Source organism: Enterovibrio litoreus, from assembly GCF_045679545.1.
Classification (GTDB): Bacteria; Pseudomonadota; Gammaproteobacteria; order Enterobacterales; family Vibrionaceae; genus Enterovibrio.
Genome location: NZ_CP166194.1, coordinates 2,205,821 through 2,228,806, shown reverse-complemented (window position 1 = coordinate 2,228,806; position 22,986 = coordinate 2,205,821). Strand labels below are relative to the sequence as shown.

The 22,986-nt window shown below is 48.4% G+C and carries 24 protein-coding genes; 20 read left to right on the top strand and 4 right to left on the bottom strand.

The genetic code is table 11. The features are described 5' to 3' along the window. Nucleotides 1-4: 4 nt before the first annotated feature. The 4 genes from AB8599_RS09795 to AB8599_RS09780 all read right to left on the bottom strand — a co-directional run bounded on the left by AB8599_RS09795 (nt 5) and on the right by AB8599_RS09780 (nt 3,718). Nucleotides 5-766, bottom strand: coding sequence for an ATP-dependent zinc protease (locus AB8599_RS09795; RefSeq protein ID WP_407330722.1), 762 nt, complete (start codon nt 764-766; stop codon nt 5-7). Nucleotides 767-858: 92 nt separating this feature from the next. Then, a complete protein-coding gene (cmoB, locus tag AB8599_RS09790) occupies nt 859-1,830 on the bottom strand; it encodes a tRNA 5-methoxyuridine(34)/uridine 5-oxyacetic acid(34) synthase CmoB (protein ID WP_407330721.1) in 972 nt (323 codons plus the stop codon). A gap of 92 nt (nt 1,831-1,922) precedes the next feature. Further along, nucleotides 1,923-2,651 (bottom strand): carboxy-S-adenosyl-L-methionine synthase CmoA, encoded by a 729-nt coding sequence (cmoA, locus tag AB8599_RS09785; protein ID WP_407330720.1) that lies wholly within the window; start codon nt 2,649-2,651, stop codon nt 1,923-1,925. A gap of 146 nt (nt 2,652-2,797) precedes the next feature. Beyond that, nucleotides 2,798-3,718, bottom strand: coding sequence for a DUF72 domain-containing protein (locus AB8599_RS09780; RefSeq protein ID WP_407330719.1), 921 nt, complete (start codon nt 3,716-3,718; stop codon nt 2,798-2,800). Nucleotides 3,719-4,029: 311 nt separating this feature from the next. Between AB8599_RS09780 and aspS the strand changes: the two genes are divergently transcribed. The 20 genes from aspS (at nt 4,030) to AB8599_RS09680 (ending at nt 22,930) form a co-directional block, all read left to right on the top strand. Next, nucleotides 4,030-5,817, top strand: coding sequence for an aspartate--tRNA ligase (gene aspS, locus AB8599_RS09775; protein ID WP_407330718.1), 1,788 nt, complete (start codon nt 4,030-4,032; stop codon nt 5,815-5,817). Between the two features lie 186 nt (nt 5,818-6,003). Next, nucleotides 6,004-6,750, top strand: coding sequence for a YebC/PmpR family DNA-binding transcriptional regulator (locus AB8599_RS09770; RefSeq protein WP_407330717.1), 747 nt, complete (start codon nt 6,004-6,006; stop codon nt 6,748-6,750). 6 nt (nt 6,751-6,756) lie between these two features. After that, on the top strand, nt 6,757-7,278 hold the full coding sequence (ruvC, locus tag AB8599_RS09765; RefSeq protein WP_407330716.1) for a crossover junction endodeoxyribonuclease RuvC: 522 nt from the start codon (nt 6,757-6,759) through the stop codon (nt 7,276-7,278). 226 nt (nt 7,279-7,504) lie between these two features. Beyond that, a complete protein-coding gene (locus AB8599_RS09760) occupies nt 7,505-7,930 on the top strand; it encodes a hypothetical protein (protein WP_407330715.1) in 426 nt (141 codons plus the stop codon). An 87-nt stretch (nt 7,931-8,017) separates the two neighbouring features. Beyond that, nucleotides 8,018-9,820 (top strand): ABC transporter transmembrane domain-containing protein, encoded by a 1,803-nt coding sequence (locus AB8599_RS09755; protein ID WP_407330714.1) that lies wholly within the window; start codon nt 8,018-8,020, stop codon nt 9,818-9,820. Between the two features lie 123 nt (nt 9,821-9,943). After that, nucleotides 9,944-10,573 carry a Holliday junction branch migration protein RuvA gene (gene ruvA / locus AB8599_RS09750; protein WP_407330713.1) on the top strand — a complete coding sequence of 210 codons (630 nt, stop codon included), beginning with the start codon at nt 9,944-9,946 and terminating at the stop codon, nt 10,571-10,573. Between the two features lie 29 nt (nt 10,574-10,602). Next, on the top strand, nt 10,603-11,610 hold the full coding sequence (gene ruvB / locus AB8599_RS09745; protein WP_407330712.1) for a Holliday junction branch migration DNA helicase RuvB: 1,008 nt from the start codon (nt 10,603-10,605) through the stop codon (nt 11,608-11,610). Between the two features lie 457 nt (nt 11,611-12,067). Next, complete coding sequence (locus AB8599_RS09740) at nt 12,068-13,654, top strand: cytochrome ubiquinol oxidase subunit I (RefSeq protein ID WP_407330711.1); 1,587 nt, start codon at nt 12,068-12,070, stop codon at nt 13,652-13,654. A 12-nt stretch (nt 13,655-13,666) separates the two neighbouring features. After that, nucleotides 13,667-14,803 carry a cytochrome d ubiquinol oxidase subunit II gene (gene cydB, locus AB8599_RS09735; RefSeq protein WP_407330710.1) on the top strand — a complete coding sequence of 379 codons (1,137 nt, stop codon included), beginning with the start codon at nt 13,667-13,669 and terminating at the stop codon, nt 14,801-14,803. A 15-nt stretch (nt 14,804-14,818) separates the two neighbouring features. Beyond that, nucleotides 14,819-14,929 (top strand): cytochrome bd-I oxidase subunit CydX, encoded by a 111-nt coding sequence (gene cydX, locus AB8599_RS09730; protein ID WP_017008254.1) that lies wholly within the window; start codon nt 14,819-14,821, stop codon nt 14,927-14,929. Nucleotides 14,930-14,939: 10 nt separating this feature from the next. Beyond that, on the top strand, nt 14,940-15,224 hold the full coding sequence (ybgE, locus tag AB8599_RS09725; RefSeq protein ID WP_407333206.1) for a cyd operon protein YbgE: 285 nt from the start codon (nt 14,940-14,942) through the stop codon (nt 15,222-15,224). 230 nt (nt 15,225-15,454) lie between these two features. After that, a complete protein-coding gene (gene ybgC, locus AB8599_RS09720; RefSeq protein ID WP_016961287.1) occupies nt 15,455-15,868 on the top strand; it encodes a tol-pal system-associated acyl-CoA thioesterase in 414 nt (137 codons plus the stop codon). Then, the gene (gene tolQ / locus AB8599_RS09715) at nt 15,858-16,544 is read left to right on the top strand and encodes a protein TolQ (protein WP_407330709.1); all 687 of its coding nucleotides are present in this window, start codon (nt 15,858-15,860) and stop codon (nt 16,542-16,544) included. The genes ybgC and tolQ overlap by 11 nt, the downstream gene beginning before the upstream one ends. 3 nt (nt 16,545-16,547) lie before the next feature. Next, nucleotides 16,548-16,994: a protein TolR gene (gene tolR, locus AB8599_RS09710; RefSeq protein ID WP_407330708.1), complete on the top strand. Its 447-nt coding sequence runs from the start codon at nt 16,548-16,550 to the stop codon at nt 16,992-16,994. A gap of 13 nt (nt 16,995-17,007) precedes the next feature. Continuing rightward, nucleotides 17,008-18,099, top strand: a complete 1,092-nt coding sequence (tolA, locus tag AB8599_RS09705; RefSeq protein WP_407330707.1) for a cell envelope integrity protein TolA — start codon at nt 17,008-17,010, stop codon at nt 18,097-18,099. Nucleotides 18,100-18,113: 14 nt separating this feature from the next. Continuing rightward, entirely contained in the window at nt 18,114-19,466 is a 1,353-nt protein-coding gene (tolB, locus tag AB8599_RS09700; protein ID WP_407330706.1) for a Tol-Pal system beta propeller repeat protein TolB, read from the top strand. A 33-nt stretch (nt 19,467-19,499) separates the two neighbouring features. Continuing rightward, the gene (gene pal / locus AB8599_RS09695) at nt 19,500-20,021 is read left to right on the top strand and encodes a peptidoglycan-associated lipoprotein Pal (protein WP_407330705.1); all 522 of its coding nucleotides are present in this window, start codon (nt 19,500-19,502) and stop codon (nt 20,019-20,021) included. Nucleotides 20,022-20,035: 14 nt separating this feature from the next. Further along, nucleotides 20,036-20,764 carry a tol-pal system protein YbgF gene (ybgF, locus tag AB8599_RS09690; protein ID WP_407330704.1) on the top strand — a complete coding sequence of 243 codons (729 nt, stop codon included), beginning with the start codon at nt 20,036-20,038 and terminating at the stop codon, nt 20,762-20,764. Between the two features lie 154 nt (nt 20,765-20,918). After that, a complete protein-coding gene (nadA, locus tag AB8599_RS09685; RefSeq protein WP_407330703.1) occupies nt 20,919-21,983 on the top strand; it encodes a quinolinate synthase NadA in 1,065 nt (354 codons plus the stop codon). Nucleotides 21,984-22,075: 92 nt separating this feature from the next. Next, complete coding sequence (locus tag AB8599_RS09680) at nt 22,076-22,930, top strand: bile acid:sodium symporter family protein (RefSeq protein ID WP_407330702.1); 855 nt, start codon at nt 22,076-22,078, stop codon at nt 22,928-22,930. The last annotated feature ends 56 nt before the right edge of the window (nt 22,931-22,986 follow it).

The window sequence follows — 22,986 nt, the reverse complement described above, 5'->3', positions numbered from 1 at the left end:
TGAACTATTTTTTTTCAGCGACAAACTTTGGGTGAAGGTATGACTGACTCACATCCACCACTGCAATATCTTTAAAAAACTCTCGACCTAACAGGATCGGAAACTCCATCTGGGAACGATCTGCTAGCGTAAATTGGGCTTTTTCGTGCAAGTTACCGAGACGGACTCGCAATTCAACCACAGGGCGACGTTCTAATTCATCCGCAGAAGCTTGACGTATTTTCACCCAGCGTTTGACTTGGGCTTCAATCTCGACGGCTGGCTCTACATCATTTTGATCAACATTGGCATGTGCCAAATTGAAACGTACCCAGGTTTTACCATCACGCTCAAACTCTTGAATGTCAGTGGCATTCATGGATGAGGTGGTGGCGCCTGTATCAACGCGCGCTTTGAAGTTTGAACCTGCAGCATCAATCCATACCCATTCCATTTCACCTAAAATGGTTTTGTCTTGCGCGGTAGAAACGGGCACTTCTTTCTCTACGTACACCACCTTTGGTTCAGGGCGGTTTGCCGCTTCGCGTGCTTGCGTTTGTCTTAGCACTTTGAGTGTGTCAGACAGGCTGAGTATCTGTTGTTCAAGAGTTGCGATTTGAGCTTGCTGAGAAACGACATTTTGATTCAATGTTGTCATGTCAGACTGGATATTGGTGTCGATGGCGTTAATGGCGTCCAATGTTTGCTGATGTTGTTTTTGGGATGTCAGGCTGCAGCCAGAAAGAACAGCAGTGAGAAAAATCAGCAATCCGCTGCGAGTTAGCATGGGGAGCTCCGTGCTGGATAATTAACGAGTGAAAAAGATGGCGGTTAGTTTACCTTGAAAAAAAGGACGCGAGAAGCGTCCTTTGTCATGGGTTAGTCAGGATTTTTTGCTACTAAAATCGCGCGCTTAGGCGCGGGGTAGCCTTCTATTGTTTTCGACGGGTCATTCACATCCAAGTATTCAGGTAGTGAATTATGCGTCATCCAATCTGTTGAGCGTTGCTCATCAGTGGTGGTCACACACTCATCAACAATGCGCACATCAACAAAACCGACTTTCTCTAACCATACCTTCAATGCTTTTGCTGACGGGAAAAAATAGACATTACGCATTTGCGCGTAGCGATCAATTGGCACTAACACCGCATTTTCGTCGCCCTCAATTACCAGTGTTTCTAATACCAACTCGCCATTTTTCACCAGTTGGTTTTTAAGCTGGATCAAGTGATCAAGCGGGGAGCGGCGGTGGTATAACACGCCCATGCTAAATACGGTGTCGAAGGCCTTGAGTTCTGGTAGACGTTCAATACCAAGCGGCAGCAGGTGTGCACGCTGATCGTTGCCCATCAATCGACGAATCGCTTCGAACTGCACCAAAAAAAGCTCGGATGGGTCGATGCCAACTGTCAGCTCTGCGCCTTCGCCCAGCATACGCCACATGTGGTAACCGTTTCCGCAACCTACATCCAGAACATAACGGCCTTTCAACGGTGAAATATGGGGAAGCACGCGATCCCACTTCCAATCTGAACGCCATTCGGTATCAATCTGGATGCCGTGCACGTCATACGGGCCTTTACGCCACGGATGGAAGGTACGCAGCAAATTCTCGAGTTTCGCGCGTTGTCCTTCTGGTAGTTCGCTGTCAGTTCCAATGGATACGCAATTTTTCAGGTCCACCGTTGATGGCGCATCGGTTGGGATCTTTTTCAGCACACGCATCCACTTTGGCATGTCACCGTGCGGCTGGTCTTGCCACTCGGCAAGTTGCGCTGGCAGGACATTCAGCCAGTTTTGCAGACGGTTCTTGGCGATCAATTGGTAAAAATCAGAAAAATCGAACATGGCTTATTAGTCTGTCAGTTAAGTATTTATTAAAGGGTATTTTCTAGTTGCGAAAGGCGCGACAACGTTTAGCTAGGCATCAAGCATCCAGCTTACTTAATCGCAAACATCGAGCCGAAGTTGAAGCATTGGAACCATACCGCGATGCTGCTAAAACCAATGTCGCTTAAACGTTGTTTGTGGCAATCAATGGTGTCTGGCTTCATCACGTTTTCTAGCGCACTGCGTTTTTGGCTGATTTCTAGCTCGCTATACCCATTTGCACGCTTGAAATCATGGTGCAAATCGATGAGCAGTTCATGGGCGGTTTCGTCAGCAAAACTGTATTTTTCTGACAAAATTAAGATGCCACCCGGTTTCAGGCCAGCGTAAATCTTTTTCAGCAGCGTCAGACGATCATCGGGATTCAAAAATTGCAGGGTGAAGTTGAGGACAACCACCGATGCATTTTGAATATCGACGTGACGAATATCTTCTTCAATCACATCAACGTCGGTCTCTGAGCGATAGGCATTCACGTGCAATTTGCAGCGTTCCACCATGGCTGGCGAGTTATCAACGGCCACAATGTTGCAATTTTCTGCTTTGATATGACGACGCATAGAGAGGGTTGCCGCGCCTAGCGAGCAGCCAAGGTCATACACGGTTGATCCGTCAGATGCGTAGCGTTCAGCGAGCATGCCAATGGCGGATATGATGTTGCTGTAACCGGGTACAGAACGTTGGATCATATCGGGAAAAACTTCAGCCACGTTTTCGTCGAACGTGAAATCGCCCAGTTTTTCAATTGGCGCAGCAAAAATATTATCGCGATTGGCCATCTGAACCTGCCTTGAGAGTGCTAACAGCATGTCTGTATTGTCCTCACATGCTGTATCGAATTCGTTTTATGTGTGGATTTCCGTCCCGCACCGAGAGGGCGCGTATTGTAGAGAATTTTAGAACGGTTGTCTTTAGTTAACCCAGCTTACAGTAAGGCGATTTGAGAAGAGGTATCTTCAGGGGACAATTGCGCGAGTGGCGGCAATAGTATTTTCTTTTGTAACTGATGATAAAAGTGCTCAGCCAACTGCGGTGCATCATCGTTGTTGGCGGTGTGGATCATCAAGTAAGGCGTTTTCCCTTCCTCTATCCACTGCGGGATCTTTTTCTGCCAATTCGCAAAAAATACATCGTTTCTCTCAAGTGTTGGGTCGCCAATGAATCGCACCATAGGTGTGTCGCTCGTTGCAATCGCATGAACGGGCACACGCGGCTTTTTCTGCTGCGCATCGAGTAGGGCGTCAGTGTCTGCAGGTACGGCAAAAACAGGGCGACTGTCCATGATGATACGATTCGCACCGTGCTCTATCAGCAAGCTGTTCAACGCGCGTTCTTCATCACCCTTGGCAAAAAAAGCAGGGTGGCGCACTTCAACACCGACGTTATAAGACGTAGGCATTGCGGTTAAAAAGCGCTTGAGATCCGGCAATGATTGCGGGCCAAAGGCTGCCGGTAATTGAATTTTCCAAAGCCCAATGCGCTCGTGTAGTGGCTGCATCAGTGTGATGAATTCGGACACCATAGCATCTGAATGGCGCAGCATCATTTGGTGCGTGATGGGTTGAGGGAATTTAAAGGTAAACCGAAACGCATCGCTGGTGGCCGCTTTCCAATTGGCGACCGTGGCATGAGAGGGGCTTGCGTAAAATGTGGTGTTACCTTCCACTGTATTAAAAACTTGCGCGTAGCGTGCCAAGCGTTCGCCGCTTTTTGTCCCAGATGGGTAAAACTTTCGCTGCCATCCATTGTGTGACCATTGGGTCATGCCTAAACGAAGTGGCGGCGTGGCAAGTTCAGAAAGCAGAGCAAGTTTGGAAATCGATGGTGGCAACGGATAATCCCTCATGTCGTCGAGTGCCTATTCTGGGTGTCTCACCCTGTGAGCGTCAATCCTTGCTGATTTTTTGCGCGATTGCGACGATTTCTGCCGTTCGACAGATTTCGAATTCCCGCAAGGCCATTTTTTCCTTTATAATGCTGCGTCATTTTGAGGTATTTTGGCTTTGGCTTGAGTGTTTAACCTAGGTTTTCTAACGTTGTTTTTTAACCTTGGCTTTTTTACTTAGGCGGGAGCCTGCAGAATTGTCTGCACAACCATATTTGTAGCTTTGCGCTTTTGGCGCAATAGGACAGTCAGTAACAGATCGGGAAATTCATATGCGCACCCAATATTGTGGTCACCTGAACAAAGCCCTAGTAGGGCAAACTGTAGAACTTTGCGGCTGGGTAAACCGCCGCCGTGATTTAGGCGGTCTTATCTTCATTGATATGCGTGATCGTGAAGGCGTGGTTCAGGTGGTGGTTGACCCGGATATGAAAGATATATTCGAGCTTGCCAATCAGCTGCGTAACGAATTCTGTATCAAGATCACGGGTGAAGTGCGTGCTCGTCCAGAAAGCCAAGTTAACAAAGGCATGGCAACGGGCGAAGTAGAAGTGCTGGCGACAGGCTTGGAAATTATCAACCGTGCTGCGCCACTGCCGCTGGATTTCAACCAAAACAACTCTGAAGAACAGCGCCTGAAGTTCCGTTATCTGGATCTGCGTCGCCCTGAAATGAGCGACCGCATCAAACTACGTGCAAAAGCATCAAGTTTTGTTCGTCGTTTCTTGGATGACAACGGCTTCTTGGATATTGAAACCCCAGTATTGACCAAAGCGACCCCAGAAGGCGCGCGTGACTACTTGGTACCAAGCCGTGTTCACAAAGGCAGCTTTTATGCGTTGCCACAGTCTCCTCAGCTGTTCAAACAACTTCTGATGATGTCTGGCTTCGATCGCTACTACCAAATCGTTAAGTGCTTCCGTGATGAAGACTTGCGTGCTGATCGTCAGCCTGAATTTACCCAAATCGATATCGAAACTTCGTTCATGAGCGCTGATCAAGTTCGTGCAATGACCGAGAATATGGTTCGCGGCATGTGGCAAGAACTGCTCAACGTGGAACTGGGTGAGTTCCCAATCATGACGTTCGAAGAAGCGGCACGTCGCTTCGGTTCAGATAAACCTGACCTGCGTAACCCGCTAGAAATGGTTGATGTGGCTGACATACTAAAAGACGTGGACTTCAAAGTGTTCTCGGGCCCTGCGAACGATCCTAAAGGTCGCGTTGCGGTTATCCGTGTACCGGGTGGTGCTGCGCTTTCTCGTAAACAAATCGACGACTACACCAAGTTCGTGGGTATTTACGGCGCGAAAGGTCTGGCATGGATGAAGGTTAACGACCTTGCTGCTGGCCTAGAAGGCGTTCAGTCTCCAGTGGCTAAGTTCCTAAACGAAGAAGTGGTTAACGGTATTCTTGAGCGCACTGGCGCAGAATCTGGCGACATCATCTTGTTCGGTGCTGATAGCAAGAAAGTGGTTACCGAAGCGATGGGCGCACTGCGTCTGAAGCTGGGTACTGACCTGGGTCTGACTGACACCAACAAGTGGGCACCACTGTGGGTGGTTGATTTCCCTATGTTTGAAGAAGATGACGAAGGTAACCTGCACGCGATGCACCACCCGTTCACGTCTCCTTTGAACATGACGGCGGAAGAGCTGAAAGCAAACCCAGCATCAGCTATCTCAAACGCATACGATATGGTTCTTAACGGCTACGAAGTAGGCGGTGGTTCTGTGCGTATTCATAACTCTGATATGCAAACTGTTGTGTTTGATATTCTGGGTATTGAATCAGGCGAGCAGCAAGAAAAATTCGGCTTCTTGCTTGAAGCCTTGAAGTACGGCACGCCACCACATGCAGGTTTGGCATTCGGTCTGGACCGTTTGGTGATGCTGCTTTGTGGTACAGAGAACATCCGTGATGTTATCGCTTTCCCGAAAACCACCGCAGCCGCGTGTTTGCTGACAGATGCGCCAAGCCTCGCGAATCCTGCATCGTTGGCTGAGCTGGCGATTGCAGTCACCGCCGCTGCGAAGAAAAACGAAGAAAACGACGCTTAAGTCGACCCTATCTTCTAGCAATAAGGCCAGATTTTCTGGCCTTATTTGTTTCTAAAACCACGAAATAAATTGGGTGCATTCAATCAGATATGGGTGTTGTCTCAAACCTACTCGCACTGTTTTGCTATAAACCCAACACGAAATGAATAAATCAGTGCCGAAATGTCGCTGAAAAAGGAGTGAGAAATGGCAGGTCACAGTAAATTCGCCAACATCAAACACCGCAAAGCTGCGCAAGATGCCAAGCGCGGTAAAATCTTTACCAAACTCATCCGTGAAATTACCGTCGCCGCGAAAGAAGGCGGCGCAGAGCCAGAAAACAATCCGCGTCTTCGTGCCGCGATTGATAAAGCGCTGTCCAACAACATGACCCGTGACACCGTTAACCGCGCTGTAACCCGTGGGGCTGGCGGTGAAGGCGACGAAGGCATGGAAACTGTCATCTATGAAGGCTACGGACCAGCAGGCACGGCCGTGATGGTTGAGTGTATGACTGACAACCGTAACCGTACTGTTTCTGGTGTTCGCCATGCGTTTTCAAAGTCAGGCGGCAATTTGGGCACTGACGGCAGCGTGAATTATCTGTTTGATAAAAAAGGTGTGATTTCTTATGCGTCGGGCTTAGATGAAGATGAAGTCATGGAAGCAGCACTAGAAGGCGGTGCTGATGATGTTGAAACCCATGAAGATGGCTCGATTGACGTTTTCACCACACCTGTTGATTTTGGCTCGGTTAAAGATGCGCTCGATGCCGCAGGATTTGAAGCACAAAACGCTGAAGTCACCCTAGTTCCTTCAACAAAGGCGGAATTAGACGAAACGACGGCACCTAAACTGCTTCGTCTTATCGATGCGCTAGAAGATTTGGACGACGTTCAAGAGGTTTACCACAACGGTGAAATTTCTGACGAAGTCGCAGCAACATTGGAATAAGCATACGTGGCTATTATTCTCGGGATTGACCCGGGCTCGCGGATCACAGGCTATGGCGTGATCCGCCAACAAGGCCGCAACCTCGAATATCTTGGTAGTGGTTGTATCCGAACAGAATCGGAAGACTTGGCAGGGCGCTTGGGCCAAATTTATGCGGGTGTGAGCGAAGTGATCACTCAGTTTCAGCCTGATACCTTTGCTATTGAACAGGTGTTTATGGCGCGAAATGCAGACTCCGCGCTAAAGCTCGGTCAAGCACGAGGCAGTGCGATTGTCGCGGCAGTAAACGGTGGATTACCTGTCAGCGAATACGCTGCACGCTTGATTAAGCAATCTGTGGTTGGCAATGGCGGCGCTGACAAGAAGCAAGTGCAGCACATGGTGGTACACATGCTGAAATTGTCTTCAACGCCTCAAGCTGATGCCGCTGATGCATTGGCGGTTGCCATTTGTCATGCTCACACCAACCACACGCTGGTGGCGATGGCAGGCAAGGCGACAAGTGCAAGACGTGGGCGATATCGATAACTGCATACACGATTTGTTCAAAGCAGCCAATTGGCTGCTTTTTTTCATCAAAACCTTTTCATCAAAACCTTTTCATCAAACCTTCACTGGCCGAAAAATACGGCCATTTCTCATTCCTAAGAGCGTTCCATCGGTGTTTCATTGTGCAGATCGGAAATTAAAGCGCTAAGTTTCGGTTCTAATCTATCGTTATTTATGAACAATTTTTTCTTGAAGTGAGTTTGCTATGAAATACCTTAAATGGGGTTTGTGTATTTTTATTGCGTTTGTGTTTGTTCAATCGCTGTTCTTTAAGTTTACGGGCTCTCCGGAAACTACTTTTATCTTTGGCACATTGGGCGAATGGTCTGGATTGGCTTGGTTTGGAAAATACGGTGCGTACATGGTGGGCACGGTTGAGCTTATCGCATCAATAATGTTGTTTACGCGGTTTCATGCGCTGGGTGCACTTTTGGCCATCGGAACCATGACGGGCGCGATTTTCTTTCACCTTTTCACGCCAATTGGTGTTGCTCAACCAGCGTTTAATGCTGCGGGAGAAGTGGTCGGCAACGACGGCGGGACCTTGTTTGTCATGGCGTGCTTGGTTTGGGTTTCAGCGGCATTTTTGCTGTATCAAACAAGAAAAGGCGACCGCGAACAAGTCGACTAACACTTTGCTTGGTCTGGGTGCTTCTATTCGCGCCTAGACCTATGATCTGATAACGTTGGGTTAGGCATTACTGAGTAAGGATCACCTGTGTCGTCCAACACTGTTAAGCATGTTCGTACCCGAGATGTACTTCAATGGATTGGAGCTTTTCTCGTTCCGTATCGCCGTCAAGCGTTTGCCGCTATCTTCTTTTTGTTTATTGGTTCGTTGAGTTGGCTTGCCTTAGGGCAGGGCGTCAAACTGCTGGTTGATGATGGTTTTCTGACTGGAAACGCCGAGCAACTGAACAAATGGATATTACTGATTCTCGCTATTACCTTCGTCAGCGGTATTGCTGTTTTTTGTCGATTTTATTTGATGAGTTGGTTGGGCGAGCGCGTTAGCGCAGACATTCGCATCAAGGTGTACAACCAACTGCTGACTCTTTCTCCTTCTTTCTACGCCAAAGCGCGAACAGGCGAAGTGATTAGCCGCTTCACAGCGGATACCACTTTGCTACAAACCGTGGTGGGCTCCAGCCTTTCTATGGCGCTTCGTTCTGTTGTATCCGTGCTGGGTGGATTAGTCATGATGGCCATCACCAGTTTGACTCTGACAGCCTTGGTGTTGCTGGCCGTGCCAGTGGTGTTGGTTCCCATCGGTGTTTTAGGGCGAAAAGTGCGTCGTTTAGCGCGCGTCAGTCAGGACAGAGTGGCAGATCTTGGCTCTCATGTGGATGAAACCTTACACGAGATCCGCACCGTTCAGTCGTATAACCATGAACGTGTCGATGCGGAGCATTTTACCTGCCGCGTAGAGTCTGTGATGGGTGCGGCCAAAGAACGCATTCGTTATCGCGCCATGTTGATGTCTTCTGTCGTGTTGCTCAGTACCGTTGCCATCATTTTGGTGACTTGGGTAGGTGCGCTGAATGTACTTGATGGTTCGCTCTCGGCGGGAGAGCTTTCCGCCTTTATGTTCTATGCCTTGCTGGTGGGGGGCGGCGTTGCGACGGTCAGTGAGGTTATTGGTGATATACAGCGTGCAGCAGGAGCAACGGAGCGACTGATTGAATTGTCACAGATGAAACCAGATATTGCTGAGCCCGAAAATCCCGTTGCACTGTCATCGGCTGTATCAGGCAACATTACCTTTAGTCGTGTCGATTTTTCCTATCCGGGCGACGATAACCTTGCCGTGTTTAAGGCGCTATCATTGCGTGTAAAGCCCGGTGAGCGGGTGGCGCTCGTGGGGCCTAGTGGGGCGGGGAAAAGCACGGTATTTGCTATTTTACAGCGCTTTTTTGACGTGCAAGCAGGCGAGGTGACATTGGATGGCGTGTCGATCGACACAATATCTTTAGATGCATTGCGTAAGCAATTTGCGTTAGTGCCGCAAGAGTCAGTGATCTTTGCCACCTCCGTCATAGAAAATGTGCGCTATGGCGATCCCACGGCCAGTGAAGCGGCGGTCATCGAAGCGTGTATCGCCGCTCGAGCCCATGAGTTTATTTCTGAATTGCCTCAGGGTTATCAGACCGATTTGGGTGAGCGTGGCGTGAGATTGTCGGGCGGGCAGAAGCAACGTATTTCAATTGCTCGTGCTATTTTGGCCGACAGGCCGATTTTGCTATTGGATGAAGCAACGAGCGCACTGGATGCGGTTAGCGAACATAAAGTGAAAGAGGCACTGGATACCCTGATGAAAGGGAAAACCTCTTTGGTTATCGCACACCGCTTGGCAACGGTGGTGAATGCGGATCGAATTTTGGTACTGGACAAAGGCGAGCTGGTCGCTAGTGGCACGCATAAAGAGCTGATGGAAACTTCATCACTCTATCGTGAATTTGCCGCGCTGCAGCTTGTGTCGGCTCAGGATGACAAGGTTATTCACGCTGCAGGCAATGCTTGAGGCGGGAATTCCTCGCCTGATCATAACCCCATTTCCATGCCTTAGAACCCTTTAAGACTGGATATCTATCCAGTTGTTCATTATCCTTATCGCAATTGTCATTATTAGAGTCGAGATAGCATTGTGATTGGCCGATTGCGCGGAACCTTGCTTGAAAAGCAACCTCCTGAAGTTCTTCTTGAAATCAATGGTGTGGGCTATGAAGTTAGCATGCCAATGAGTTGTTTCTATGAGTTGCCTGAAATCGGCGAAGAAGCGATTATTTATACGCATTTTGTTGTCCGTGAAGATGCGCAATTGCTCTACGGCTTTAATACCACGGTTGAGCGTGCCTTGTTCCGTGAAGTGATCAAAGCTAACGGCGTTGGCCCTAAACTTGGCTTGGCCATTTTATCCGGCATGACGGCGACGCAATTTGTGGATAGTGTGGAACGCGAAGATGTGTCGACCCTGGTGAAAATTCCGGGTGTGGGTAAAAAAACTGCAGAGCGTCTAGTCATCGAAATGCGTGATCGCCTCAAGAACTGGCATGCGTTTGATTTATTAACGCCGCATTCAGATGCCGCAGCACGTCGCGCAAATAGCGCGGATACAACGTCAGCTTCGTCGAGTAATCCAAAAGAGGAAGCCATGAGCGCACTCATTGCATTGGGTTACAAGGCGGCTCAAGCAGAGAAAGTGGTTAAACAAGTCGCGCAAGACGGCATGAAGAGCGAGGCCATTATTCGTGATGCGCTGCGCTCAATGGTTTAGTGGAGCATGATTTAATGGAGCCTTGTTGAATGATTGAAGCAGACCGCTTAACAGGCGTCGTGCCTCCAATGCGAGAAGACGACGTTATTGACCGCGCCATTCGCCCCAAAATGCTGGAGGACTATAAAGGTCAAGATCATGTTCGTAGCCAAATGGAAATCTTTATCCATGCGGCAAGAAAGCGTGAAGAAGCCCTAGATCACCTGCTCATTTTTGGTCCTCCGGGGCTCGGCAAAACCACGTTAGCCAATATCGTGGCCAATGAAATGGATGTGAGCATTCGAACGACATCAGGGCCGGTATTAGAAAAAGCAGGGGATTTGGCGGCATTGCTGACTAATCTGGAACCTCATGACGTGTTGTTCATTGATGAAATTCACCGCCTAAGCCCCGTGGTGGAAGAAATATTATACCCCGCGATGGAAGACTACCAATTGGATATCATGATTGGTGAAGGGCCAGCTGCTCGTTCCATCAAAATTGATTTACCGCCTTTCACCTTGGTAGGTGCCACCACGCGTGCGGGATCGTTAACGTCTCCGTTGCGTGACCGCTTTGGTATCACTCAGCGTCTTGAATATTACAATGTTGCCGATCTCAAAGGTATTGTGCTGCGCAGTGCAAATTGCCTGAATCTCGTTATCGATGAAGAAGGCGCGTTAGAAATTGCGAAACGTGCGCGGGGAACACCTCGCATTGCAAACCGTTTGCTAAGGCGTGTTCGTGACTATGCGGAAGTAAAAGCAGACGGGGAAATCAATGCAGAGGTGGCATCTAAGGCGCTTGATATGTTGGATGTCGACAATCAGGGCTTTGATTACATGGACAGAAAACTCCTCAAAGCGATTATCGAAAAGTTTGATGGTGGCCCTGTTGGCCTTGATAACCTTGCCGCTGCGATTGGTGAAGTGAAAGACACCATTGAAGACGTGCTTGAACCTTATTTGATTCAGCAAGGTTACCTTCAGCGCACACCGCGTGGGCGGATTGCAAGCCAACGTGCTTATCTGCACTTTGGCTTTGACATGCCTGAATAAGCAATAAGTCATCAAAATGATAGTCTGAGGCCAGTATTAATGCTGGCCTTTTCTATTTTAGAACAACGGGCACATACTCTCTTTGATGTATAAATTTCGTGCTAGAAGTGAGCGGCAACGGTGCGAAATGGTGGCTGAAAATGATCAAGATCTAACAATTGGCAAATTTGTAGGTCAATAATTGATTACTTTGACAGCAGTCAAAGTGTTAGATGGCCAAATACTTTGAAGCTGCCTCGCATAATGATTAGTATTAGCTGTCACTACATTAGGAGTTGCTTAACAAAATCCTAACCAGTGCAGAACATACATGCAACAAAAAATAGGCGAGCCGTTTACTCGGTTCCCGTAAGTAAGCTCGGTTAAGTACGTCCCTCAAGGCGTGCGTGTGTTTTAGCATTTACTTATTAATACGAAAGTATTGCGCGTCAGTCAGTCTGACGAGGAAGGAGTTACCATGTTAACTGATATTGTGGAGCTATCGCGGTTCCAGTTTGCACTTACCGCGATGTATCACTTTTTATTCGTGCCACTGACTTTGGGTATGGCGTTCTTACTTGCCATCATGGAGTCTTTGTATGTCATGACCGACAAGCAAATCTACAAGGACATGACCAAGTTCTGGGGTAAGCTTTTTGGTATTAACTTCGCGTTGGGTGTCGCTACTGGCCTGACAATGGAGTTCCAATTCGGTACCAACTGGGCGTACTACTCGCACTATGTTGGCGATATCTTCGGGGCACCGCTAGCGATTGAAGCGCTAATGGCATTCTTCCTAGAGTCCACACTTGTCGGTATGTTCTTCTTCGGCTGGGACCGCCTCACAAAGCGCCAACACCTTACTGTCACATGGCTAATGGCGATTGGCTCCAACTTTTCCGCGCTTTGGATTCTGGTTGCAAACGGTTGGATGCAAAACCCAATCGGTGCGGAGTTCAACTTTGAAAGCATGCGTATGGAAATGGTCAGCTTTGCAGAAGTTGTACTAAACCCTGTTGCGCAGGTGAAGTTCGTTCACACAGTTGCTGCGGGCTATACCACAGGCGCCATGTTTGTTTTGGGTATCAGTGCTTACTACTTGCTGAAAGGGCGTGATCTTGCTTTTGCTCGTCGCTCATTTGCGATTGCGGCATCTTTCGGTATGGCGGGTATTCTGTCTACTATCGTGCTTGGTGATGAATCTGGCTATGAGCTGGGTGAAGTTCAGAAAGTAAAACTTGCGGCGATTGAAGCTGAATGGCACACAGAGCCAGCGCCTGCTGCGTTCACGCTGTTTGGTTTTCCGAATCAAGAAACCATGCACACGGATTACGCCATCAAGATTCCTTACGTGATGGGTATCATCGCAACGCGTTCTTTTGACAAGCAAGTTACCGGTTTGCATGACATTGTCGCAGAGCATGAAGCACGAATCCGCAACGGTATGATTGCTTATGGTTTGCTAGAGAAACTGCGTGCAGGGGAGAAAACGCCCGAAAATATCGCAGCGTTCGACGACGTGAAAAAAGATCTGGGCTATGGCTTGTTGCTGAAAGAGCACACCGACAGTGTTGTTGATGCGACTGAAGCGCAAATCAAACTTGCTGCAAAAGAGTCAATTCCGCAGGTTGCACCATTGTTCTGGAGCTTCCGTATCATGGTGGCATGTGGCTTCGCGATGCTGTTCGTGTTCGGTATGGCATTCATTCAAACCTGCCGTCAGAAAATTGACCAAAAACCATGGGTACTGAAAGCTGCACTTCTCTCGATTCCACTGCCGTGGATCGCATCAGAAGCAGGTTGGTTTGTGGCTGAATATGGTCGTCAACCTTGGGCGGTGGGTGAAATCTTGCCTGTACACATGGCGGCTTCAAATTTGCCAGCATCAGAAATCATTACCTCACTGGTCGCGATTGTTCTGCTGTACACAGTATTCCTGATTGCAGAAGTGTATCTGATGGTTAAGTTCGCTCGACTGGGTCCAAGTAGCCTAAAAACGGGCCGTTATCACTTTGAACAGCAAAAGTCGCCGGAAACGGATCTTGCGCGTCAACTTGAAGCATAAGGAAGCTGAGCGATGTTTGAATACGAAATTCTACGTTTAATTTGGTGGTTACTGATTGGTGTTCTGCTGATTGGTTTCGCCGTGACTGATGGTTTCGACATGGGTGTAGGTGCACTTGTGCCGGTTATTGGTAAAACGGATAACGAACGCCGTGTCATGATTAACTCAATCGCGCCACACTGGGATGGCAACCAAGTTTGGTTGATCACCGCAGGCGGTGCATTGTTTGCTGCATGGCCTCTGGTTTATGCCGTGTCGTTCTCTGGCTTTTACCTCGCCATGATGCTGACATTGGCGGCATTGTGGTTCCGTCCTATCGGTTTTGATTACCGCTCTAAGATTGAAGATCCACGCTGGCGTAAAACCTGGGACTGGGGCATTTTCATTGGTAGCTTTGTTCCGCCAATCATTTTCGGTGTGGCGTTCGGTAACTTGCTTCAAGGTGTACCGTTTGAATTGAGCGAATTCCTGGTCCCAACTTACAAAGGCGGTTTCTTCGGTCTGCTCAATCCGTTCGCCATTCTGTGTGGTTTGGTCAGCTTGTTTATGATCGTGACGCAAGGTGCGACGTACTTGCAGATGAAAACCACGGACGCATTACATGCTCGTTCGCGTAATGTGGCGCAAATCTCTGCCGTTCTAACGGCAGTATGTTTCGCGCTAGCGGGTTTTTGGGCGCAGAGCATTGATGGCTTCGTTATCACCAGTGAAATTGTGACAAACGCCACGTCTAACCCTCTGAACAAAGAAGTGGTGACAATGGCTGGTGCGTTGTTCAACAACTTCGATACCTACCCTGCACTATGGGCTGCACCTGCTCTAGGTGTGTTCATGCCGCTTCTGGTTGCCTTGTGCTCTCGTTTAGAACGTGGTGGCTTTGCCTTCTTGTTCTCAAGCGTAGCCATTGCAGGTGTTATTTTGACTGCTGGTTTTGCGATGTTCCCGTTTGTGATGCCATCAAGCCTCGTGCCTTCGCATAGCTTGACCATGTGGGATGCGACCTCGAGTGAGTTGACGCTGAACATCATGACGGTTGTTGCCTTCGTGATGGTGCCAATCATTCTGGCTTACACCATTTGGTGTTACTACAAAATGTTTGGTCGCCTTGATGACAAGTTCATCGAAGACAACAAAACCTCACTGTATTAAGAGAAGGAGTTAACCATGTGGTATTTCGCTTGGATTCTAGGTGTATTGCTGGCGTGCTCGTTCGGTATTATCAATGCGCTTTGGTTAGAACACACTGAAGCCATGGATCACGACAGTGAAGACTAAATGCACGATTATGTTAGACGGTCTTCATGACCGTCTTCATAAGCGTGTTTTGATGTTGTTTTCCTTAGTGCTTGCTTGTACGTGTGCGGGGCTGGTTATTTGGGACCCGCAATCACTTGCTGACAAAATTGGCGGTTTTAATGTCGCCAATGCACCCGCTCTAATTTGGGCAACCTGTACCGGAATGATTCATGGTATAGGGTTCAAACCGCGTTTTTGGCTTTGGCAGATTGTCTTCTTCCCGCCTCTGGCGTGGTTGGTGATGGTCGTGATGCTGATCAGTGCCTTTGTCTAGTTGAAAACAGATCAATCCTAAAACAGCCCGGTTGCGAAAGCGCTGGGCTGTTTTGTATCCAATCAATTTAAATTAGCGTGATTAGTCGCGGTGAAAGCAACATATTGTGGTTGCTTGGGTATATTTACGCCATTCGTGACCTGCTTCGTTGCATCGTGCTTTCAATACCTTGAGCAAGTCAGTTATAGTATTTCGCTAAACCTATTTATGGATTTCAGGTAATTATCAGGATGAGCAATCACACTCCATTCTGCTGGCCAATTCGGGTGTACTACGAGGACACAGATACGGGTGGACTGGTCTATCATGCGAACTATATCAAATACTTCGAGCGTGCCAGAACCGAACTATTGCGCAGTATTGGTGTCAACCAACTGACGCTGTTTGAAGAGCGCACGGCATTTGTTGTTCGCCACCTTGATATGGATTTTTTCAAAGGCGCAACACTTGATGAAGCGCTTACCGTTCAAACAACGGTGTCAGAGCTACGTCGAGTCAGCATGACATTCTGTCAGGATTTAGTTAATTCAAATGGCGACGTGTTGTGTCGGGCCACCGTTAAGGTAGCCTGTATCGACCCTGAGAAAATGAAACCAAAATCCATCCCTATATCGATTCAATCGGAGATTTTAAGTGAGCGCTGAACTGTCAATTCTTGATCTGTTCTTACAGGCCAGTCTGCTGGTAAAAGCAGTGATGTTGGTGCTGCTAGGCATGTCTATTATGTCTTGGGCGATGATCATCAAACGTTCTCAAGTGCTTTCCCAAGCCGAATCCAAAGCCGAACGCTTTGAAGACCGCTTTTGGTCGGGCATGGATTTATCGCAACTCTTTCAGGAGGTTCAAGCACGTAAGGACTCACTAACAGGTAGCGAGCAAATCTTCTATTCGGGGTTCAAAGAGTTTGCGCGTTTACACCGCAGCAATGGCAAAGTGCCAGACGCGGTCATGGAAGGCACATCTCGAGCGATGCGTGTTTCATTGTCAAAAGAAGTGGAATCGCTGGAAACCAACCTACCATTTTTGGCCACTGTGGGGTCAATTAGTCCTTACATTGGTTTGTTTGGTACGGTTTGGGGCATCATGCATGCATTTATCGCGCTCGGTGCGGTGAAACAGGCGACCTTGGCGATGGTAGCACCTGGTATTGCCGAAGCATTGGTGGCAACAGCGATGGGTCTTTTTGCTGCGATTCCGGCGGTAATGGCATACAACCGTTTGACATCGAAAGTCGGCAAACTTGAGAACAACTATGTGAATTTCATGGAAGAGTTCTCCAGCATTTTGCACCGTCAGGCGTTCGCGGCACCCAAGGAGTAAGCCATGGCTTATCAACCTAAACGAAGGAAGATGACCGCTGAAATCAACGTCGTGCCTTACATTGATGTTATGTTGGTGCTGCTGATTATCTTTATGGTGACAGCGCCGTTCGTGACACAGGGTGTAGACGTTGAACTGCCACAGACATCAACGGCGAAGACAGCGGCTGACCTAGCAGCTGACGCGGATAGTGGTGCTTTCATCATTGTTGAAGTCGATCAGAACGGTGGTCTTGGCTTGAGCGTTAACAATGGCGATATGGAACACGGACTTTCGCTGCAAGATATATTGGTGCGCGTAAAAGCTGAACTGGAAATCAATCCTAAAGCTCCTGTGCTTGTTGGAGGTGACGGACGCGTACCTTATTCAGAAATCATTCTAACATTGGATGCGTTGAGTCAAGCGGGCGTCTCATCAGTGGGGCTGATGACCGAACCGTATGATTCGTAAGATGAGATACTGAATGAAGAATAAAGAAAATGGCGGATACGCGGGCTCGACGGTCATATCCGTGCTGTTACACGTGGCGCTTTTAGGCGGTTTGTTATGGGGCGCAGATCTGACCAAGGTGTCACAGCAACCGGTAGGTCAGAACATAGAGGCTGTGGTGATCGACCCGAGTGTAGTGAGTGAACAAGCCCGTAAAATCCGCCAGCAGCGTGATGAAGCGAAACGTCAGGAAGACGATCGTTTACGTCGTTTAGAACAACAAGCGGATTTGCTTGAAAAACAACGCGAGCAGGACGAAAAACGTCTGCGTGAGTTGAGAGCAGAAAAACTGACTGCTGAAAAAGAAGCGCGAGAAGCGGAAACTGAGCGCAAACGGATTGACGAAGCGCGTAAAAAAGAAGCAGAAGAACAACGTAAAGCAGAAGAAGCGACACGTATCGCAAAGGAAAAATCAGCGGCTGCAGAAGCGGAGCGTCAGCGTCAGGTCACTGAGCAACGTAAAGCAGAAGAAGCGGCTAAAAAAGCAGAGGCTGATCGTCAGCGCGCAGAGCAAGAACGTCAGCAAGCTGAAGCCGAACGTGAGCGTAAGCTAGCAGAGAAAAAACAGGCGGAAGAAGAGGCTCGTAAGGCCGAAGAAGCCCGCCAGCAAAAATTAGCAGAGCAGAAAAAAGCCGAAGAAGCAGCCCGAAAAGCAGAAGCGGCGCGGGTAGAAGCTGAGCGAAAAGCGGCAGAAGCCAAGCGCAAACAAGCAGAGCAGGAGGCTGCACTTAATGAGCTTTTTAGCGGTCTCGAGTCGGAATCAGAAAGTCGTGATTCGGCTCGAGGGCGTCAAGTTGCCAGTGAAGTGGGTCAATGGTCTTCCAGATATGTGTCAATTATCCAGCAAAACTGGCGAGTTGATTCCAGTATGGATGGACAGAAATGTCGCTTGAACCTTCGTTTGGCACCTGATGGTCTCGTGATTGACGTACGAACACTATCGGGTAATGACGCACTTTGTCGTTCTGCGAAAGCGAGCGTGTTTAAAATAAACAAGTTTCCCATGCCGGCAGATTCTGATGTTGTGGCTAAGTTGAGAGACTTGAACCTCAATTTCGAGCGTTAATAGAGGAATACAGGATGTTAAAACGTTGGAGTGCTTCGGTAGCATTCATCTGGATTATGAGCACAGGCTTCGCCCATGCTGCACTTGAGCTATTCATCACCGAAGGAATCGATTCTGCACGTCCTATCGCTATTGTCCCGTTCAAATGGGAAGGCGAAGGCAAGTTACCAACAAACGTGTCGTCAGTGATTGCGTCTGATTTGCAGCGCAGCGGAAAATTTAGCCCAGTACCGACCGATAAAATGCCTCAAACGCCTTATAGTGAAGCGGATGTGGATTTTAATGATTGGACCGCAATGGGTGTCGACGCTCTGGTTACCGGTAAAATCAGCCCAACACCAGATGGCAAATACTTGATCGAATATCAGCTGATTGATGTGGTCCGTGGTCAATTGACTGGCGGTCAAAGCAAGGGGCTGTCCACCACGGGTGAGTTGGTTTTAACCAAAGATCATCTGCTTCTTAATAACCGTAAAACGGTTGCCGGCAACCAACTTCGCCAATACGCTCACCGTATTTCTGATTTGGTTTATGAAAAACTGACCGGTGAAAAAGGGGCGTTTCTGACGCGTATTGCTTACGTGGTTATCGATGACAAAGCAGAGCACCCGTATCAGCTTCGCATCGCTGATTACGATGGGTACAACGAGCTGTTGGTATTGCGTTCAAAGCAACCTTTGATGTCACCAGCATGGTCTCCTGATGGCAAGCAATTGGCGTATGTCAGTTTTGAAAACGGGCAAGCGCAGATTTTCTTGATGAACATCTATACCGGTGAGCGTGAGATGATTTCGTCATTCCCCCGCCACAATGGTTCGCCACGCTTCTCTCCAGACGGCAGCAAGCTGGCGTTGGTGTTGTCGAAGACGGGGAGCTTGCAACTTTATGTGATGGATCTGAAAACACGTGAGTTAGAGCAAATCACCAAAGGCCGAGCAAATAACACTGAACCATTCTGGGATCCGGACGGGAAGTCTTTGATCTTTACATCAGACCGGGGTGGTAAACCACAGATTTATAGAGTAAATTTAGCCGATGGTTCTACTAATCGAGTAACTTGGCAAGGCAGCCAGAACCTCGGTGGTCAACTTACTCCGGATGGTAGATACCTTGTCATGGTTCACCGCTCAGACTCTGGTTACAACATTGCAAAACAAGATTTGCAAACAGGGGCGGTAGAAATTCTGACAAAAACAATGTTGGATGAATCGCCGAGCCTAGCACCAAACGGCAGCATGGTAATTTACAGCTCGGTTTATGGGCGTAATAACGTACTTTCACTGGTCTCCATTGATGGACGATTTAAAGCACGTTTACCTGCGACTAACGGTAGGGTGAGAGCCCCAGCATGGTCTCCGTACCAATAATATTTGCGCTTATTTGATATAAAGGAAAACAAGATGCAACTTAACAAAGTACTTAAGGGTTTGGCTGTTGCGCTGCCTATGTTCACACTGGCAGCATGTAGCTCAAGCGACAGCTCTACAGATAGCACGGGCTCTGAAACCAACAAAGGTACAGAAACCACTATCGTAACACCAGTAGATGGCGGTCAAGGTAGCCTGACTGAACAAGAAATCCGAAACAACGAACTGCGTCAGTCGCAAACTGTTTACTTCGGTTTTGATGATTACTCAGTGCTTCCTCAGTTTGAAGATATGCTTGATGCACACGCAGAATTCCTGCGCGCAAATGCTGAAATCACTGTTGTTGTTGAAGGTCACGCTGACGAGCGCGGTACACCTGAATACAACATCGCGTTGGGTGAGCGCCGTGCAAATGCAGTGGCTAAGTACCTGCAAGCACTGGGTGTTCCAGCATCACAAATTTCACTTGTAAGCTACGGTGAAGAAAAGCCTTTGGTTCTTGGCCAAGGTGAAGAAGCTTACGCGAAGAACCGCCGTGCGGTTCTGGTTTACTAATAAAGGTAAATCCTATGAACAGTAACACTTTGCGTGCTCTTTCGCTGGCGTTACTGGTGAGTGCAGCAGCCCCTGTGGCTGCTGCACCTGCTCCGGTGACTGAGTTAGGTAGTGGTAGCTCTGTAGAGCGCTTGGAGCGAATGCTGGCTGCCCGTAATCAGATGCAATTGGATATGCAGCGTCAGCTAGACCAAATGGCCGGCGAACTCGATCAATTGCGTGGCACAGTAGAAAGAAACAGTTACGAATTAAATCAGATGTTGGAGCGCCAGCGCGATCTTTACAGAGAGATCGATACGCTGAGAAATGCGAAACCAGCAGCTGCGGCGGAAGCCAACCCTGAAGAGTCTGAATCAAAAGAATCTTACTCTTCGAATCAGTCTGAGAATGCAGAGTATGATGCTGCGGTTAATCTCATTCTGAAAGAGAAGAATTACGCAGGCGCTACTGAAGCGTTTAATGCGTTTTTGGTTAAGTATCCTGAGTCGATTTATAAGCCCAATGCCCATTACTGGTTAGGTCAGCTCTATTTTTCAAAGAATGACCTTGGTGCGGCAAAACTACACTTCACTGCGGTGAGTGAGGCTAAGAAATCGAGCAAACGCGCAGATGCTATGCTGAAACTTGGTATGATCGCTGAAAAAGAAGGCGATGTCGCGACAGCGAAAAGCTTGTTCAATTCTGTCGTCAGTGAGTACCCAGGTACCACCACGGCGAAACAGGCCCAGAAACAGTTGAACTGACTTTTCTCGTTTTTGAAATTTAAGAACCGGCTTATTTGGCCGGTTTTTTTGCATCAATAGCTGTGAGAAAACCTAATATTCGCATCATAAAGCGTGAAAATTCGGCGTTAAGCTGGGTATAATGCCCGAATTGCACGTCAATCTGAGTAAATCAATGAGCCAGATTATTAATACCGTAGCTGAGACGGTATACCCATTCCCTCCGAAACCGGAAGTCTTGTCTGAATTGCAAAAGGCAGACTACATCGCGAGCATCAAGCAACTTTTGAAAGAAAAAGATGCAGTCATGATTGCTCACTATTACACCGACCCTGAAATTCAAGCGCTGGCTGAAGCTACAGGTGGCTTTGTTGGCGATTCGCTTGAGATGGCGAAGTTTGGTAACAAGCATCCGGCCAAGACGTTATTGGTCGCGGGTGTCCGTTTTATGGGAGAGAGTGCGAAGATCCTGACACCTGAAAAAACCGTGTTGATGCCAACACTGGAAGCAGAGTGCTCTTTGGATCTGGGCTGCCCTGAAGATCGTTTTACCGCTTTCTGTGACGCGCATCCTGACCACACTGTTGTGGTGTATGCCAATACATCAGCAGCGGTAAAAGCGCGAGCTGATTGGGTGGTGACATCATCCATTGCATTGGAAATTGTTGAGCACTTAGACGAGCAAGGCAAGAAAATCATTTGGGGCCCAGACCGCCATTTGGGTTCTTACATTGCGAATAAAACAGGCGCTGACATGTTGCTATGGCAGGGTGAATGTGTGGTTCACGATGAGTTTTCTGCTAAAGCTCTGCGTGACATGAAAGCCGTTTACCCTGATGCAGCGATTCTCGTGCATCCTGAATCGCCTGCAAGTGTGGTGGAATTGGCCGATGCGGTCGGCTCAACCAGCCAGCTCATCAAAGCGGCAAAAGCGCTTCCGCAACAGCAATTGATTGTGGCGACGGATAAGGGCATTTTCTTTAAGATGCAGCAAATCGTGCCAGATAAAGAGCTGATCGAAGCGCCCACTGCAGGTGCCGGTGCAACATGTCGAAGCTGCGCACATTGCCCGTGGATGGCAATGAATGGCTTAAAAGCCATTGAGACCGCTTTGCGCGATGGCGGCGAAGAGCATGAGATCTTCGTTGATGAATCGATTCGTGTTAAATCATTGATCCCGCTGAACCGTATGCTTGATTTTGCCGCAGAGTTGCAACTACAAGTTAAAGGTAACGCGTAACACAACGTTGGGTTTTGAGTACAAAGGCGAGCGAACTGTTCGCCTTTTTTGATCCGAGTTTTCCATTTTTACTTTTCTATTGAGGCGGGGTCATGAGCCAAACAATGCTAACTATTGGTCTTCCGATTGCGCTCGCTTGGATGATGTTTTGCGTTGGCTTGACATTGTCCGTTGCCGATTTTAAGCGTGTCCTACAATTTCCCGGTAAGATAGCAGCAGGCCTAGCAGCCCAACTTATTGGCTTGCCGCTTATCGCTTATTGCCTGATCCAATGGCTGAATTTGCCGCCTGTTGTTGCCGTTGGGCTTTGGATCTTGGCATTGGCACCCGGTGGTGCGTCGTCCAATGCCATTAGCCATTTGGCTGGTGGAGATTCTGCACTGTCGATTACCATGACAGCGATCAGCAGTCTGATTATCCCTTTTAGTTTGCCCTTGTTACTGCCAATCGTCCTGCCTGACGTTGCAGCCACACTTCCTGTGAAAACGGCCATTCTTCAATTGGTGGCGGTGACTTTGGTACCGGTTGTTTTGGGTATGTTGCTCAAGCGATATATCAGATCGGCGTGGTTTGATAAGTTCATCCATGCAGCAGGGCGAACGGCACTTTGGGCTTTATTCTTCACTGTTGCGATGACTCTGGCCGCAAATACCAAGGTGTTTTATCAGTTGTTTTCTGTCGCGTCGCTTGCCGTATTGTTACTGTGTCTGCTGGGGATGGGATTGGGTGCGATAGTGGCAAAAGGCTTTGGCGATGATGCGAAGCTAACCAAAACCTTTTCGATTGAAGTGGGTATTCAAAATGCCGGCACGGCGATTTTTGTTGCCGTTGTGCAACTTCAGCAACCGGAACTCGCGCTTACACCACTGCTATACGGGATTTTGATGAATATCCCTGTGGTGCTATTGATTGCGCGCTACCGCAGGGCTTTTTCCCATGCCCGTTAAGTAACACAAGAGAGACATTCAGCTTTCTCTGCGGAGTGAACAGCACAAACAAAAAT